This window comes from Tropicimonas sp. (assembly GCF_047971885.1).
Lineage (GTDB): Bacteria > Pseudomonadota > Alphaproteobacteria > Rhodobacterales > Rhodobacteraceae > Tropicimonas.
Map to the genome: position 1 here is coordinate 38,086 of NZ_JBKEAE010000171.1, position 14,505 is coordinate 52,590.

Below are 14,505 nucleotides of genomic sequence, written 5' to 3' on the forward strand. Positions count from 1 at the left end.
CCTATTTTCCGATGCAGAAGCTGCCGAATATCTCCTCAAGCAGACTTTCGATCCCGATACGACCAACCAGCATTCCGACCGCGCTTCCAGCCGAGCGAATCTCTTCCGCGACGACCTCGGGCATCATGTCGGGGATAGATAACTCTGCCAGTGCAGCCCTCAATCTTCCAACCGCGAAATTCAGCGCCTGAGCATGCCGCTGCCTGTTCGCCGTTTGCATCGCTCCCGCCCTACTCGACAAGATGTCGGAAATCAGCGCCATAAGCACATCAATTCCTAGTCCGGTCAAACCAGATACAGGTAAACCGTCCCCACTGGATACGACATCGGCCTTCGGCCGAACCAGTATATCGCCAGCCTGGAAAGGAACGCCAAATTCCTGATAGTCCAGGAAAACCCGCAAGTCCGCGTTGTTCGCGCGCGCCCGGGCGCGCTCAACCCCTATCGCCTCGATCCGGTCGTCGGTGTCATGCAAGCCGGCGGTATCGAGAAAGGTCACGGGAATTCCGTTCACATCCATGCGAACTTCTATCACATCGCGGGTCGTACCAGCAATTTCCGACGTGATGGCCGCTTCCCGACCCGCCAGCCGGTTCAGCAGGGTAGATTTTCCCACGTTGGGCGACCCCACGATAGCAACTTCAAAGCCCTGACGAAGCCGTTCTGCCCATCGAACACCGGAAATTTCTGCCTCGAACTCCGAAACCAGCCGCTCAAGTATTCCGGCTACCTCCGGCAACAGGTCTTCCGGTATCTCCTCATCGGCGAAGTCGATCCCCGCCTCAACTAACGCAGCTGCCCGGATCAGTTTCCCGCGCCAGCGTTCGACCCTTGTCGACATCTCACCGCCAAATGCACGGATCGCCTGACGGCGCTGCAATTCGGTTTCGGCATCAATCAGATCGGCAAGCCCTTCAACCTGCGCCAGATCCAGCCGATCGTTCTCAAGCGCGCGTCGCGTGAACTCACCCGCTTCCGCAGCCCGCAACCCCTCGATCTCCGCAAGCGCCCGCATCAGGCGTGCAACCACCGCCGCGCTTCCATGAATCTGGAATTCAACCGACGGTTCGCCGGTAAAGCTCCGGCCAGCATCGAAAACCAGTACCAGCGCTTCGTCGATTACCTCACCCTTATCGCGGAGAACCCGAAGACTGGCGCGCCGGAACCCCGGAACATCCCCCGCCAGCCTGCGACACGCCTCCCATGACGACGGCCCCGAGACCCGAATCACCGCCACGCCGGAACGACCCGGCGCTGTCGCCAGGGCATAGATTGTGTCCATCGTGCGTCCCCCGGCTGCAATACCTCAGGTATTCATCGAATCGAAGAACTCGTCGTTAGTCTTGGTCTGCTTGAGTTTCGAGATCAGGAACTCGATCGCATCCGTCGTTCCCATCGGGTTCAGGATCCGCCGCAAGACGAATGTCTTCTGCAGGTTCGCCCGGTCGACAAGCAGATCCTCTTTCCGCGTACCCGATTTCAGGATATCCATCGCCGGGAAGACGCGCTTGTCGGCAACCTTGCGGTCGAGCACGATTTCTGAGTTGCCGGTACCCTTGAACTCCTCGAAGATCACTTCGTCCATCCGGCTTCCGGTGTCGATCAGTGCGGTGGCGATGATCGTCAGAGAACCGCCTTCCTCGATATTTCGTGCAGCGCCAAAGAACCGTTTGGGTCGCTGAAGCGCATTCGCATCGACACCACCGGTCAGAACCTTTCCAGAAGACGGCACAACGGTATTGAACGCTCTACCAAGTCTGGTGATCGAATCCAGTAGAATAACAACATCTCGCTTATGCTCGACAAGGCGCTTTGCCTTTTCGATCACCATTTCACTGACAGCGACGTGCCGCGATGCCGGTTCATCGAAGGTCGACGAAATGACCTCGCCATTCACGCTCCGCTGCATATCGGTCACTTCCTCGGGTCGCTCGTCGATCAGCAGGACGATCAGATAGCATTCCGGATGATTGCGTTCGATCGAATGGGCGATGTTCTGCAGCAGAACGGTCTTGCCGGTACGTGGCGGCGCGACGATCAGACAGCGCTGGCCCTTTCCGATCGGCGCAACCAGATCGATGATGCGCGCCGAACGGTCCTTGCTGGTCGGATCGTCGGTTTCCATCTTGAGCCGCTGGTCGGGATAGAGCGGGGTCAGATTGTCGAAATTGACCTTGTGCCGCGCCTTCTCGGGATCCTCGAAATTGATCTCGGCAACCGTGGTCAGGGCAAAGTAGCGCTCGCTCTCTCGTGGTGCCTGGATCGTCCCGGCGACCGTATCGCCGGTGCGCAGGGCGTATTGGCGGATCATGTCGGGCGAAACGTAGATATCGTCGGGACCCGGCAGATAGTTCGCCTCTGGTGATCGCAGGAAGCCGAATCCGTCCTGCATGACCTCAAGCACGCCATCGCCGGAAATCTCCCATCCCTCCTCGGCGCGTTCCTTGAGGATGGAGAACATCATGTCGCCCTTCCGCATGGTCGAGGCGTTGTCGATCTCCAGTTCCTCGGCCATCGAGAGCAGGTCCTTGGGGCTCTTCGCCTTCAGATCGGATAGGGAAAGGGAAAGTTCGGGCATGGATATGCTATTCCTCGGCCGACATGCGGCGATTTCGTCATGAAAGAATGGAGACACCTGGCAGAACAGCCATTGAAGCGCCATCTAAGGCGTCGCGACCGCCGAGTCAATTCCCCGGCGCGAATTCCTCAGAAGCGCAGGATGACCGAAAGCACGATGACGATCATCAGTATCGTCGGCAACTCGTTCATCATCCGGTAGGTTCGTCCCGGCAAACGGAAATCGCCCTCGACAAAATCGTGCCGGTGCCGGGCGAGCCACATGTGAAACCATGTCATCGCCAGCACCGCCGCACCCTTGGTATAGGGCCACGCAGCCGACCAGTCGACGATACCGGGTGTCAGCGTCAGCATCAGACCAAATAACCATGTCCCGATCATTGCAGGATTCATGATCATTTTCAAAAGCTTGCGTTCCATCATCTGAAACACCCGATCCATCTCGGTGCCCGGTGTGGTCTGTTCGGTGTGATGCACGTAGAGACGCGGAAGATAGAACAATCCCGCCATCCACGAAATCACCGATATCACGTGAAGGGACTTGTCCCAGAGATACACATTGGCAAGCCAGTCTTCGATCATCGAACATCCTCTTTCTTACCGGTTAAATAAAAAAAGAAGAATAGAAAGAGAAGTGGTTGATGTAGGCATTGTGGGCATGTGGATACGCGATTTTTCCACTCCATTATCCACCGGAAGCCGGCTGGGACAAAGCTCCCGTACACATTCCTGAGATCCTGTTATCTTATTATTTTCAGTATATTACGGCTTGATCGTCTGTGAATTTCCCGGTGGATATATCTGCTGTTCCGCGTCGGTGTGATACACTGTGGGTTGCAAAAACGTTTCTTCCCGAGGTGGATATGGGTGGGGCGCGACGCCTGCGATTGATCCCGATCACCGCTGCTGGCAAAACGCTCCCTAACCGGTCACAGGCCAAGGTGCCTGCTGCCCCGGACCTGTCCACAAGGATTTGCACATGGCACAGCCGCTGATACTGGCCTCGGGTTCGCAGACACGGGCCGCGCTCCTGCGGAACGCCGTTGTCCCGTTCTCGGTCCAGATGCCGCGGATCGACGAAGAGATGTTGCGCGCGGCGCTGGACGCCGACGGCACCCGGCCCAGAGACATCGCCGACCGGCTGGCCGAAGCCAAGGCCGCCAGGGTGGCGGGGAAAAACCCTCAGGCACGGGTGCTGGGGTGCGATCAGGTGCTCGAACTCGACGGTGAAGTTCTTTCAAAGCCGACAGACCAGTCGGATGCGGCCGCTCAGTTGCGCCGTCTTTCGGCGCGCCGCCACGATCTTCATTCGGCGGTTGTGCTGTTCGATCACGGCGTGCCGGTCTGGCGGCATGTCGGGCGTGTCCGCATGACGATGCGGGCATTGTCGAACGGCTATATCGACCGCTATGTTGAGCGAAACTGGGACAGCATCCGTCATTGCGTTGGTTGCTACCGGCTCGAGGGCGAGGGTGCGCGGCTGTTTTCCCGCATCGAAGGTGACTTCTTTACCGTTCTGGGGCTTCCCTTGCTGCCGCTGCTGGACCAGCTTGCCTTGATGGGGGTGATCGAGACGTGACCGACAGGATACCGCTCGCCGGCGTGATCGGGGCGCCGATTTCGCACTCGTTGTCGCCCAGGCTGCACGGATACTGGCTGCGCAAGCACGGGATCGCGGGATACTACACGCCGCTTCATATAGAGCCGGAGAATCTGGCCGAAGTGCTGCATGTGCTTCCGAAGATGGGGTTCGTCGGCATCAATGTGACCATCCCGCACAAGGAAGCGGTTCTGGAGCTTGCCAACCACATAACCGACCGGGCGGCCCTGGCGGGGGCCGCGAATACGCTGATCTTTCATCCCGACGGTCGAATCCACGCCGACAATACCGATGGCTACGGGTTTTTGGCCAACCTGTCCCAGAATGCACCGGGGTGGGACGCGAAGGACGGCGCGGCAGCTGTCTTTGGCGCGGGCGGCGCGGCACGGGCGGTGGTTACCGCGCTTCTGGAGGCGGGCGCACCCGAGGTCCGGATCGCCAACAGGACCCGGCAGCGCGCCGAAGCGCTGCGTCACGAATTTGGACCGCGGATTATCGTTTTCGACTGGGCGCGGGCGTCGGACATGCTTCCCGAAGCGACGACGGTGGTGAATACCACCTCGCTCGGGATGGCCGGAAAGACCGATTTCCGGCCGTCGGTTCTAGACCGGCTGAGCCCGGGAGCGGTGGTGACCGATGTGGTCTATACCCCGCTCGAGACCGAATTCCTCAACGCCGCCGCGGCCCGGGGCGGCCGTATCGTCGATGGGCTGGGCATGCTGTTGCATCAGGGCGCGCCCGGTTTCGAACGCTGGTTCGGCGTGCGCCCCGAGGTGGACGATGCCCTGCGCCGGGCGGTGCTCGGGCAATGAGCCGGCCATTCGTCATCGGGTTGACCGGTTCGATCGGAATGGGGAAATCGACCACGGCGGCGATGTTCGCCGATGCCGGCGTTCCGGTTTGGGATGCCGATGCTGCGGTTCACCGACTCTACGCTCCGGGTGGCGCGGCGGTGGCGCCCCTGCATGCGCTTTGTCCGGAGGCGATCGTTGACGGGTCGGTCAGCCGGGATGCGCTGAAACGCTGGATCGGCAGGGATCCTTCGGCGCTCGGACAGATCGAGGCAGTGGTGCACCCGCTCGTGGCGGCGGACCGGGCAGATTTTGTCGCAGGCACCATCGCACCGGTCGTGCTGCTCGATATCCCGCTACTGTTCGAAAACGGCCTGGACGCCGATGTCGATCTGACAATTGTGGTCTCCGCATCTGCCGAAGAACAGCGCCGGAGGGTGATGGAACGGCCGGGGATGGATGCGGAGCAGTTCCGCCGTATGCTCGCCAAGCAGATGCCCGACAGCGAAAAACGCCTGCGGGCGGATGTCGTCGTCGATACCTCGACACTGGACGGCGCACGCGCCGAGGTCGGGAAGATACTGGAAAACCTGGGGCGAACCGATGCGTGAGATCGTGATGGATACCGAAACCACCGGGCTCGATCCGCACGAGGGGCACCGGATCGTCGAGATCGGCGGCGTGGAGTTGTTGAACCACATGCCGACCGGCCGCACCTTTCACAAATATATCAATCCGCGCCGCGACATGCCGGCCGAAGCTTTCGAGGTGCACGGACTTTCGTCGGAGTTTCTGTCCGACAAGCCGCTATTCGAAGCGATCGCGCAGGAGTTCGTCGATTTCGTCGGCGAGGCGGTTCTGGTTATCCACAATGCGCCCTTCGACATGAAATTCCTCAATGCCGAGCTTGAGTGGGCCGGCCTGCGAAAGCTGCCGATGTCCCGGTCGATCGACACCCTGGCGATGGCGCGCAAGAAGTTTCCCGGCTCGCCTGCCTCGCTCGACGCGCTTTGCCGCCGTTTCGGTATCGACAATTCGACACGCACCCTGCATGGCGCGCTGCTCGATTCCGAAATTCTGGCCGACGTCTATCTGGAACTTATTGGCGGCAGGCAACCAGACTTTGCGCTGGCAACCGATACGCGCCCGGATGCGCAGACCGGCAACGCGGCCTGGCGGGCGAAACCGCGGCCTGCGCCGTTGCCGCCGCGCCTGACGGACGAAGAGCGCGCCGCCCATGCGAAGCTGGTCGAAAGCCTCGGCGAGGGCGCGCTCTGGAAACAGTACCGGTCCTGAGACGGATGCCGGCTCAGGCGTCGGCCTGCGGTTTCTGGGCCTGTTCGGCCTGGGCGCGGCGGATGAGTTCCTGCCGGTAAAGCGCGACGAAATCGACGTTGTCGAGGTTGAGCGGCGGAAAGCCGCCGTCGCGGGTCACGTCCGAGACGATGCGGCGGACATAGGGGAACAGCATCCTCGGGCATTCGATCAGCAGGAAGGGGTGGATCTGCTCGTCGGGCACGTTCTCGATGTAGAAGATGCCGCCGTATTCCAGTTCCAGCAGGAACAGCGTCGCCTCGGCTTCCTTGTTCTTGGATTCGACCTTGAAGCGGGTGATGACCTCGTACTGGTTCTCGACGTTGCGCTTGCGCGCATCGAGGTTCACCTGAACCTGCACGTCGGGTTTCAGCTCCCCGGTCAGGCCCTTCTGGGCGACGATATTCTCGAACGAAAGATCGCGGATGAACTGGCCGAGGATGCGCATGACCGGCTGTTGCGGTTGCGCGCCGTTGCCGTTCTCGTTGGGGGTGTCGGACATGTATGTCTCCAGAAAAATGAAATCTGCCTGCCGGTGGCTTAACAAACGGATTGCCGGGCCTCAATCCTGAGTCCAGCCGGAGGGCCCTTTTGTTCGCCGGGGTTCGGGGTCGACCTCGGAATAATCGCCGTCTATGACGTCGCCGCCAAAGGGGCGGTGCCGGTTGTCGGCGGCAAATCCCGTATAGGTGGACGAACCGCCGATACTGACGTTTGATCGGAGCCAGCGAAAGACCGTCTCGCGGAACCGCGGGACAAGCAGCAGGAACCCGACGGTATCGGTAAAAAAGCCCGGGGTCAGCAGCAGCGCGCCCGACAACAGGATCATCGCCCCATGCGCCAGCGGTTCGGTGGGGTCGTTCAGCTGGCTGAAGCTCTGCTGAACGCGAAGCAGGACCTCCCGCCCCTGCTGGCGTACCATCCAGGTTCCGATCACCGCCGTCGTCAGCACGATCGCCAGCGTCCAGCCAAGCCCGATGATACCGCCGATCTGAATGAACAGCGCGATTTCGATCAGCGGAACCGCAATGAACAGCAGCAGCAGCAGGGGCATCGGTTTCTCCGGTCGGTCGGTGTTTGTGGACTTGTCTTGCCTGAGCGCATACATAAGTGCGGAGCGACAAGGTTACCAACCCCTGCGACCGGAGAAGACGAAAATGAGTGCTGCCGTGATCCAGCTTCTTGTTCTGGCAGGGATCGCCATTTTCCTGATCCTGCGCCTGCGGTCGGTTCTGGGAACGCGCGAAGGGTTCGAAAAGCCGCCCCTGCCCGCCGAGCGTGCCGGCCCCGCCGACCGCCGCGATTTCGAGGTAATCGAGGGCGGCCCGGATCGCGACATCACCGATCACGTACCCGAAGGCTCGGACGCGGCGCAGGCGCTGGCCCGGATGAAGCGGATCGAGCCGGGTTTTTCGGTGGGCGAGTTTCTTCAGGGCGCGCGCGGCGCTTACGAGATGATCCTGATGGCGTTCGAACATGGCAATATCGACCAGGTGGCGCCGTTTCTCGACCAGGATGTCGAACAGGCGTTTCGCGATGTGATTGTGCAGCGTGAAGGCCAGGGTCTCAGCATACAGTCCAGTTTCGTCGGGGTGCGCGAACTGGCGCTTGTCGATGCCGAGCTCGACACCGGCACCGACATGGCCGAGATCACGGTACGTTTCGTCGGCGAGATGACGCACATCGTCCGCAACGCCGCCGGCGAAGTGATCGAAGGCAGCGAAACCGAGATCAAGCGGCAGCGCGATGTCTGGACCTTTGCCCGCAAGATGGGCACCGGCGATCCAAACTGGAAACTGATCGCAACCGGTGAGTGATTGCAGACCCGGCACATGCCCGGGTCGCTGCCCTGACCCGGGCAGGCAGACGGACCCATTGAAATCATGTCGAAAAAGCGCCGCCGCCCGCTCAGCGAAGACGATCTGAACATCTGGCGGCAGGTGGCGCGGACCGCACGCCCGCTTCATCCCGGCCGGGTGCGGCCGTCGGGCGCGGAAGTTGCGCTGCCCGCCGCTGACGTCGATCAGGGCACGAGCCGTACCGGTCCGCCGGTCGCCGAATTCCGGATCGGACAGAAGGCGACCTATGATCATTCGCTTGGCCACAACCTGACACCGACGTTGCAGCAACGGATGGCCGCCGCCCCGGTCCGCATGGATGCGCGTGCCTACCGGACGATGAGGAAGGGCAAGCTGCGCCCGGAACGCCGGATCGACCTGCACGGAATGTCGCTCGCCCGGGCACATCCCGCCCTGTCGCGGTTCGTCATCGAGGCGCAGCGGGACGGTTGCCGGCTTGTTCTTGTCGTCACCGGCAAGGGCAAATCCGGCACGGACGATGGCGGCCCGATCCCCGTGCCGCGCGGCGTTCTGCGCAATCAGGTGCCGGTATGGCTGAACCTGCCGCCGCTGCGCTCGCTTGTCCTTCAGGTAGCCGAGGCGCATCTGTGCCATGGCGGATCGGGGGCGTATTATGTCTATCTGGCGCGCCGCAAATAGGCGTGCGGCGCTGCAATTGTTTCAGAAACTTTCCACGGAAGGCAAAATTTGCCGAATTGTTTACAGAATCACATGATAACAGTATAATAGCGGCGTACGACCCAACCAGACTGGACCGGTCATGAGTTTCCAGCGGCGCCTTTCCATCCTGTCACTCGCTTTCTCGGCCCTGGCAGCGACACCTGCGGTGCCGCAGGTTCCACCGCATGTCCCGGGGCAGATCTGCTACACCCCGAGCTTCTGGTGCTGGGCAAATCCCGCGGGGTTGCCGGGTGATCCCTGTGTCTGCATCGATCCGCAGTCGAACAGGGCGGTGCAGGGAACGCTCAACTGACCGGAGGCCGGCATGAGCAGCAATGACGATCTGGTCGCGGCCCTGCTCAGAAACGCCGACCTGCTGCTTGCCTATAATTCGCAGACCGGGGTGCTGCCCAACAGCAAGCTGGAAGAGGCGGTCAGGGCCGCCCGGGCGGTCGAAACGCTCGATTTTCACGACGACGCGGCGGTTGAACTGCGCCGTGAGGTGTTTCGCGTCGTCAATGCGATGAAGCCGGCGACGATTGCCGAGCTGAACAATTTCGTTCCCTTCACCGCGTCCCCCGCCGCCTTGGGAGAGGACGATGGCGAGCGCCCGCGCCGCTGGGAATCGAGCTTTCGCTATACCGTTGCGGTATTTGCCTTTTTTCTGTTTGCCGTCTGCGGGAAATACACCATCTGGTCGAAGAACGCGTCGGATTTCATGGGCGAGATTCAGGCCGCGCAGAACCAGCTTGCGTCGGAGCGGTTCAACGATGTTCTGGCCCGCTGGGAAAAGCTGGTGGTGCTGGAGGTTGCCACAGGGAGCGACGATCTGACGGTTCCCAGGATCAACCCGGCCGAGGATTTCCGGCTCTATCACGAACACGTCCAGAACTTCCTGATGATCGAACAGCGGAGAAACGAACTTCAGGCGCAGTTCAATCCGCTCCGGACGTGGTGGGTGAGGTTCTCGATCTGGCGGAAAACACCCCGCACCGATGCGGGTGCCCTGCCGCAGCAGGCCGGCATCGGATCGTATTATCATTCCAGAGAGAAGAGCGACGAATGCCTCAGGACGTTCGAGAACACCCTGCGCGCGCTGCTCGACGAGGTGCGCCAGTATCCCACCCTGCGCGATGACGGTTCGATTTCGCGCGGTCAGGATCCGGCCATGGCGGCAAAGGCGCTGCTCAGGGAATCCGATGTGAAGGCATGGGTCTCGGTGCGGATGCGCGAGGCGCATCGCAATGCCTATGCCTGTTTCTTCGGCACCCAGATCGGGCAGGTGCAGTCGGTCGAGACGACACGGACCACCTATCTGACCTCGATCCGCTGGATCCGGGACAGGCTCGATGTGCTCAACAGCTGGATTCTGCCCGGCATATATGGTGCGCTCGGAGCGGTTCTGATGACGCTGCGGATTTACATCAACCCCGTGCAGCCCAATCCGCGCCGCTTCCGCACCGTGATCCGGGTTGCGCTGGGCGGGTTCGTGGGGATTGTCGTCGGCTGGTTCTGGTCGCCGCAATCGGATGAGCTTTTCGAGTTCGCCAGCATATCCGTCGGGCTTTTCACCATGGCCTTTCTCTTCGGCTACGGTGTCGATGCCTTCATGCAGCTTCTCGACCGCGTTGTCGGAGGCGTCTCCAGCGCCATCGAGAATGTCGGCACCAGAAAATGACGGTAACGGCAGGCTTGCGGCCTACAGAACGTAACGGCTGAGGTCGGCCGATTTCGCCAGTTCGCCCAGGTTTTCCTCGACAAACGCCGCATCGACCGTCACCGACTGCCCGGCGCGGTCCGGGGCGGCGAAGCTCAGCTCCTCGAATACCCGCTCCATGACCGTATAGAGCCGGCGCGCGCCGATGTTCTCGACGCTCTGGTTGACCTCGGCGGCGACACGGGCGAGCGCCGCGATACCGTCCTCGGTGAACGCGACCTTCACCTCCTCGGTTCCCAGCAGCGCGGTATATTGCAGCGTCAGCGCGTTGTCGGTTTCGGTCAGGATGCGCACGAAATCCTCTTCGGTCAGCGCGCGAAGCTCGACCCGGATCGGCAGCCGTCCCTGAAGCTCGGGCAACAGGTCCGAGGGCTTGGCGATATGAAAGGCGCCGCTCGCGATGAAAAGGATGTGATCGGTCCTGACCGGCCCGTGCTTGGTCGAAACTGTCGTACCCTCGATCAGCGGCAGCAGGTCCCGCTGGACCCCCTCGCGCGAGACATCGGCGCCGCGTCCCTCCTTACGGGCGCAGACCTTGTCGATCTCGTCGATGAAGACAATGCCGTTTTCCTGTACCGCCTCAAGCGCCTGCCGCGTCACCGTTTCGTCGTCGAGCAGCTTGTCGGCCTCTTCCGAGATCAGTACCTCATAACTGTCGGCGACCGTCAGCTTGCGTTTTACCGTGCGGCTGCCGAATGCCTTGCCGAAGATCGAGCCCAGATCCATCGCGCCCATGTTCATGCCCGGCTGGCCCGGAACCTCGAACATCGGCATCACCGGGGCACTGTCGGCCAGTTCGAGCTCGATCACCGTGTCGTCCAGCTCTCCCCGCTTCAGCTTGTCGCGAAACATCTCGCGGGTCTGGGGGCGGGCGTCCCTGCCGGTGATCGCCTCCAGCACGCGCTCTTCCGCGTTCCTGTGGGCCCGGGCCTTCACATCCTCGCGCATGTAGTCGCGCGTCTGCTGAATGGCCGCATCGACCAGATCGCGGACGATCTGCTCAACATCGCGGCCGACATAGCCAACCTCGGTGAATTTTGTCGCCTCGACCTTGATGAAGGGTGCCCGGGCCAGCCTGGCCAGCCGGCGGGAGATTTCTGTCTTGCCGACGCCGGTCGGACCGATCATCAGGATGTTCTTGGGATAGACTTCCTCGCGGATATCGTCGGGCAATTGCTTGCGCCGCCAGCGGTTGCGCAGGGCGACGGCAACCGCCCGTTTGGCATCCTTCTGTCCGATGATGAAACGGTCAAGCTCGCTGACGATCTCGCGCGGGGTCAGGTCGGTCATGTTCCTCGCCTTTCGGGCCGGTGTCCGAGCCTACCTAGTCATCCCTGCGCCATTGACAAGCCGCGTTCGACGGAATCGCCTCTGCCGGCCGGCTGTTCGTATTTCCGCGAGCTTTTGTGCGCCCAACAACCGAACCGGGGGCAGACACTGGCTGCGCAGTCGCTACTCTGCACACCGAAACGAACAGTAATCAGGAGGCGTTCATGAGTTTGCCAAAAATCGGTATCATCATTTCCAGTACCCGCGAGGGGCGGTTCGGCGACAGGCCGGCGGCATGGATCGCCGAAATTGCCGCCGCGCGACGGGATGCGACCTTTGAAATCGTCGATCTGCGGGACCATCCCCTGCCGTTCTACGACGAGGCGGCCTCGCCCGCCTATGGCGCGGTGGGCAATCCGGCGGGGCAGCACTGGGGTGAACTCATGGCCGGTTTCGACGGCTTCATATTCATCACCGCCGAATACAATCACTCGATCACCGGTGTCCTGAAGAATGCGCTCGATTACCTCTATCCCCAGATGAACCGGAAGCCCGCGGCGTTCGTTTCTTATGGCGGCGTGGGCGGGGCACGGGCGGTGGAACAGCTCCGGCTGATTCTGGTCGAGCTTCAGATGGCGCCGCTGCGCAATGCCGTCCATATCGGCATGAGCGAATACCTCGGCGTGGTGACCGAGGGTAAGAGCATCGCGGATTATCCCTATCTTGCCGAGTCGGCCAGGGTCATGCTCGACGATCTGCTGTGGTGGACCAGGGCGCTCGCCGATGCCCGGAGCGCCGGATAGCGTGCCCGCGCCCGCCGGTCAGCCGAGATAGACCTGACCGGCGGGATAGCGCACGCGCGACGTTCTGCGCGTTGCCAGCAGGAAACCCAGGGTCAGCGGCCCGACCCGTCCGAGGAACATCAGGAACATGATGACGATCCGGCCGAATGTATCGAGCTCGGACGTGGCGCCGCGGCTCAGCCCGGTGGTGCCGAATGCCGAGGAGACCTCGAACGCGAGATCGAGAAAATCGCCGTCATGCGAGATCGAGACGAGAAACACCGCGAACAGCAGGGTCAGCAGGGCGATTGTCGTCAGTGCCATCACCTTGAGCACCTGATCCCTGGTGATGGTGCGGTTGAAGACACGCGGTTCGCGGCGCTGGAAAAAGGCGACTGTCGCCAGCAGGGCCACCGCCAGTGTCGTTACCTTGATCCCGCCGGCGGTCGATGCGCTGCCGCCGCCGACGATCATCAGCGCGATCATCACCAGCGCGGTGCTGTCATGGGCATGTGAAAGATCGACGGTGTTGAACCCCGCCGTTCGTGTCGTCACCGACTGGAACCAGCTGGCCCAGAGCTTCGCGCCCGTCCCGTCGAGGCCGCCGAGCGTGCCGGGATTGGTCCACTCCAGTGCCGCGAACTGGACCATTCCATAAACGATCAGTCCAAGCGATCCGGCGAGCATCAGTTTGGAATGCAGCGTCAGGCGCCGCCAGCGCCGTTTTTCCACCACATCGCCGATCACGACAAACCCCAGCCCACCCAGCATGAACAGCGCCGGAACGGCGATATTGACCACCGGATTCGAAACCCAGGCCGACAGACTGTCGGGGAGAAGGCCGAAACCGGCGTTGTTGAAGGCGGAAATCGCGTGGAACAGGGCAAACCACAGCCCCCTTGCCAGGCCCATTTCCGGCACGAAGACGAAGCAGAGCGCCAGCATGCCCGCCGCTTCGACCACCAGCGAAATGCGGATGATGGAGCGGACCAGATCCATCAGGCTGTGGGTCGAGGCCTGGCCCAGTTCCTCGCGCAGGATGTGACGCGAGGGCAGGCTGATCTCGAGCCCCAGCGAGGTCAGCAACAGTACGGTAAAGGTCATCAGCCCGATGCCGCCGACCTGCATCAGCACCATCAGGACCGCTTGCCCGAAAAGGGTGAGGGTGGTGCCGACATCGATCAGCGAAAGCCCGGTCACGGTGACTGCCGAAGTGGCGGTGAACACCGCCTCCATGGCACTGATCGGCCGGGTTGTGCTGATCGGCAGTATCAGTGCCGCGGCACCGCTCAGGATGAAGACGAGATAGAGCAGCGCCAGCAGTACCGGGGGTGTCGGAAGCAGCGATTTCCGGCCGTGCCTGCGCACCATGTCAAAGGCTCGCGGCGAAATCGCGCAGATCGTTGCGGCGGCCCAGCAGCATCATCTTGTCCTCGACACTGAGCAGCGGATCCTCGGCCTCGCCCCCGAGGAAATCGGTGCCGCGCATCAACCCCAGACAGCGCACCCTGAACCGGCCGCCGAGATCCAGATCCGACAGGCGCTTCTTGTCGAGCACCGGCGGGACGAGAAAGTTCACCACGTGATATCCGTTGCCCAGGCTGAGGTAGTTGCGCATGCGGGGATTGTGCAACACCTGTGCCACATGAAGGCCGACCTCCTCCTCGGGCAGGATCACCCGTTCGACGCCGAGCTTGCTGAGGATACGGTGATGGGTGCGGTTCAGCGCCTTGGCCCAGACCGTCGGAACGCCGACCATCTTGGCATTGATCGTGGCCAGCACATTGGCCTCCAGATTCTCGCCGATGGCGATCAGCGCCACATCCGTGTCTCCCACCCCGGCCTCGCGCAGGGCGGCCTCGTCGCGGGCATCGGCGATCACCGCGTGCGAGATCAGGTCGGCGACCGACAGGACCGCCCGTTCCGAACTGTCGAT

General features: G+C 61.9%; 17 protein-coding genes. 9 read left to right on the forward strand and 8 right to left on the reverse strand.

Annotated features, from left to right (window positions below; all coding sequences use genetic code 11):
• Position 1: 1 nt before the first annotated feature.
• The 3 genes from mnmE to hemJ all read right to left on the reverse strand — a co-directional run bounded on the left by mnmE (position 2) and on the right by hemJ (position 3,159).
• A complete protein-coding gene (gene mnmE, locus ACK5IR_RS14475; protein WP_416929875.1) occupies positions 2-1,282 on the reverse strand; it encodes a tRNA uridine-5-carboxymethylaminomethyl(34) synthesis GTPase MnmE in 1,281 nt (426 codons plus the stop codon).
• A 24-nt stretch (positions 1,283-1,306) separates the two neighbouring features.
• Positions 1,307-2,578, reverse strand: coding sequence for a transcription termination factor Rho (gene rho / locus ACK5IR_RS14480; protein WP_416929876.1), 1,272 nt, complete (start codon positions 2,576-2,578; stop codon positions 1,307-1,309).
• 128 nt (positions 2,579-2,706) lie between these two features.
• Positions 2,707-3,159 (reverse strand): protoporphyrinogen oxidase HemJ, encoded by a 453-nt coding sequence (gene hemJ / locus ACK5IR_RS14485; RefSeq protein ID WP_416929877.1) that lies wholly within the window; start codon positions 3,157-3,159, stop codon positions 2,707-2,709.
• A 397-nt stretch (positions 3,160-3,556) separates the two neighbouring features.
• Between hemJ and ACK5IR_RS14490 the strand changes: the two genes are divergently transcribed.
• Genes ACK5IR_RS14490 through dnaQ form a run of 4 tightly spaced genes read left to right on the forward strand, consistent with a single transcriptional unit; the run spans position 3,557 to position 6,264 of the window.
• Complete coding sequence (locus ACK5IR_RS14490) at positions 3,557-4,156, forward strand: Maf family protein (protein ID WP_416929878.1); 600 nt, start codon at positions 3,557-3,559, stop codon at positions 4,154-4,156.
• Entirely contained in the window at positions 4,153-4,989 is an 837-nt protein-coding gene (locus ACK5IR_RS14495; RefSeq protein ID WP_416929879.1) for a shikimate dehydrogenase, read from the forward strand. The genes ACK5IR_RS14490 and ACK5IR_RS14495 overlap by 4 nt, the downstream gene beginning before the upstream one ends.
• Positions 4,986-5,579 carry a dephospho-CoA kinase gene (gene coaE / locus ACK5IR_RS14500; RefSeq protein WP_416929880.1) on the forward strand — a complete coding sequence of 198 codons (594 nt, stop codon included), beginning with the start codon at positions 4,986-4,988 and terminating at the stop codon, positions 5,577-5,579. Before ACK5IR_RS14495 ends, coaE begins: the two co-directional genes overlap by 4 nt.
• Positions 5,572-6,264, forward strand: coding sequence for a DNA polymerase III subunit epsilon (gene dnaQ / locus ACK5IR_RS14505; RefSeq protein WP_416929881.1), 693 nt, complete (start codon positions 5,572-5,574; stop codon positions 6,262-6,264). The genes coaE and dnaQ overlap by 8 nt, the downstream gene beginning before the upstream one ends.
• Before the next feature lie 13 nt (positions 6,265-6,277).
• On the opposite strand, the gene secB is transcribed toward dnaQ, so the two are convergent.
• Positions 6,278-6,784 (reverse strand): protein-export chaperone SecB, encoded by a 507-nt coding sequence (gene secB, locus ACK5IR_RS14510; RefSeq protein ID WP_416929882.1) that lies wholly within the window; start codon positions 6,782-6,784, stop codon positions 6,278-6,280.
• A gap of 60 nt (positions 6,785-6,844) precedes the next feature.
• Entirely contained in the window at positions 6,845-7,336 is a 492-nt protein-coding gene (locus tag ACK5IR_RS14515; RefSeq protein ID WP_416929883.1) for an FxsA family protein, read from the reverse strand.
• Positions 7,337-7,439: 103 nt separating this feature from the next.
• Here ACK5IR_RS14515 and ACK5IR_RS14520 point away from each other — a divergent pair, with 103 nt between their 5' ends.
• The 4 genes from ACK5IR_RS14520 to ACK5IR_RS14535 all read left to right on the forward strand — a co-directional run bounded on the left by ACK5IR_RS14520 (position 7,440) and on the right by ACK5IR_RS14535 (position 10,479).
• Positions 7,440-8,099 carry a Tim44/TimA family putative adaptor protein gene (locus ACK5IR_RS14520; protein ID WP_416929884.1) on the forward strand — a complete coding sequence of 220 codons (660 nt, stop codon included), beginning with the start codon at positions 7,440-7,442 and terminating at the stop codon, positions 8,097-8,099.
• 66 nt (positions 8,100-8,165) lie between these two features.
• Positions 8,166-8,780 (forward strand): Smr/MutS family protein, encoded by a 615-nt coding sequence (locus ACK5IR_RS14525; protein ID WP_416929885.1) that lies wholly within the window; start codon positions 8,166-8,168, stop codon positions 8,778-8,780.
• A gap of 121 nt (positions 8,781-8,901) precedes the next feature.
• The gene (locus ACK5IR_RS14530; protein ID WP_416929886.1) at positions 8,902-9,114 is read left to right on the forward strand and encodes a hypothetical protein; all 213 of its coding nucleotides are present in this window, start codon (positions 8,902-8,904) and stop codon (positions 9,112-9,114) included.
• Between the two features lie 12 nt (positions 9,115-9,126).
• Positions 9,127-10,479: a hypothetical protein gene (locus ACK5IR_RS14535; RefSeq protein ID WP_416929887.1), complete on the forward strand. Its 1,353-nt coding sequence runs from the start codon at positions 9,127-9,129 to the stop codon at positions 10,477-10,479.
• 21 nt (positions 10,480-10,500) lie between these two features.
• On the opposite strand, the gene hslU is transcribed toward ACK5IR_RS14535, so the two are convergent.
• The gene (hslU, locus tag ACK5IR_RS14540) at positions 10,501-11,808 is read right to left on the reverse strand and encodes an ATP-dependent protease ATPase subunit HslU (RefSeq protein ID WP_416929888.1); all 1,308 of its coding nucleotides are present in this window, start codon (positions 11,806-11,808) and stop codon (positions 10,501-10,503) included.
• A gap of 203 nt (positions 11,809-12,011) precedes the next feature.
• On the opposite strand from hslU, the gene ACK5IR_RS14545 reads away from it, so the two are divergent.
• The gene (locus ACK5IR_RS14545) at positions 12,012-12,590 is read left to right on the forward strand and encodes an NADPH-dependent FMN reductase (protein ID WP_416929889.1); all 579 of its coding nucleotides are present in this window, start codon (positions 12,012-12,014) and stop codon (positions 12,588-12,590) included.
• An 18-nt stretch (positions 12,591-12,608) separates the two neighbouring features.
• On the opposite strand, the gene ACK5IR_RS14550 is transcribed toward ACK5IR_RS14545, so the two are convergent.
• Positions 12,609-13,940 carry a TrkH family potassium uptake protein gene (locus tag ACK5IR_RS14550; RefSeq protein ID WP_416929890.1) on the reverse strand — a complete coding sequence of 444 codons (1,332 nt, stop codon included), beginning with the start codon at positions 13,938-13,940 and terminating at the stop codon, positions 12,609-12,611.
• Between the two features lies 1 nt (position 13,941).
• Positions 13,942-14,505: potassium channel family protein (locus tag ACK5IR_RS14555; RefSeq protein WP_416929891.1), on the reverse strand; the 564-nt coding region annotated here is incomplete at its 5' end.

What these genes read in the sequence shown, in the direction of transcription:
- ACK5IR_RS14520 (WP_416929884.1), top strand. Translation starts at nt 7,440, where the DNA reads ATGAGTGCTGCCGTGATCCAGCTTCTTGTTCTGGCAGGGATCGCCATT.
- ACK5IR_RS14550 (WP_416929890.1), bottom strand. Translation starts at nt 13,940, where the DNA reads ATGGTGCGCAGGCACGGCCGGAAATCGCTGCTTCCGACACCCCCGGTA.
- dnaQ (WP_416929881.1), top strand. Translation starts at nt 5,572, where the DNA reads ATGCGTGAGATCGTGATGGATACCGAAACCACCGGGCTCGATCCGCAC.
- hemJ (WP_416929877.1), bottom strand. Translation starts at nt 3,159, where the DNA reads ATGATCGAAGACTGGCTTGCCAATGTGTATCTCTGGGACAAGTCCCTT.
- ACK5IR_RS14535 (WP_416929887.1), top strand. Translation starts at nt 9,127, where the DNA reads ATGAGCAGCAATGACGATCTGGTCGCGGCCCTGCTCAGAAACGCCGAC.
- ACK5IR_RS14525 (WP_416929885.1), top strand. Translation starts at nt 8,166, where the DNA reads ATGTCGAAAAAGCGCCGCCGCCCGCTCAGCGAAGACGATCTGAACATC.
- coaE (WP_416929880.1), top strand. Translation starts at nt 4,986, where the DNA reads ATGAGCCGGCCATTCGTCATCGGGTTGACCGGTTCGATCGGAATGGGG.
- ACK5IR_RS14530 (WP_416929886.1), top strand. Translation starts at nt 8,902, where the DNA reads ATGAGTTTCCAGCGGCGCCTTTCCATCCTGTCACTCGCTTTCTCGGCC.
- ACK5IR_RS14490 (WP_416929878.1), top strand. Translation starts at nt 3,557, where the DNA reads ATGGCACAGCCGCTGATACTGGCCTCGGGTTCGCAGACACGGGCCGCG.
- ACK5IR_RS14545 (WP_416929889.1), top strand. Translation starts at nt 12,012, where the DNA reads ATGAGTTTGCCAAAAATCGGTATCATCATTTCCAGTACCCGCGAGGGG.
- ACK5IR_RS14515 (WP_416929883.1), bottom strand. Translation starts at nt 7,336, where the DNA reads ATGCCCCTGCTGCTGCTGCTGTTCATTGCGGTTCCGCTGATCGAAATC.
- rho (WP_416929876.1), bottom strand. Translation starts at nt 2,578, where the DNA reads ATGCCCGAACTTTCCCTTTCCCTATCCGATCTGAAGGCGAAGAGCCCC.
- mnmE (WP_416929875.1), bottom strand. Translation starts at nt 1,282, where the DNA reads ATGGACACAATCTATGCCCTGGCGACAGCGCCGGGTCGTTCCGGCGTG.
- secB (WP_416929882.1), bottom strand. Translation starts at nt 6,784, where the DNA reads ATGTCCGACACCCCCAACGAGAACGGCAACGGCGCGCAACCGCAACAG.
- hslU (WP_416929888.1), bottom strand. Translation starts at nt 11,808, where the DNA reads ATGACCGACCTGACCCCGCGCGAGATCGTCAGCGAGCTTGACCGTTTC.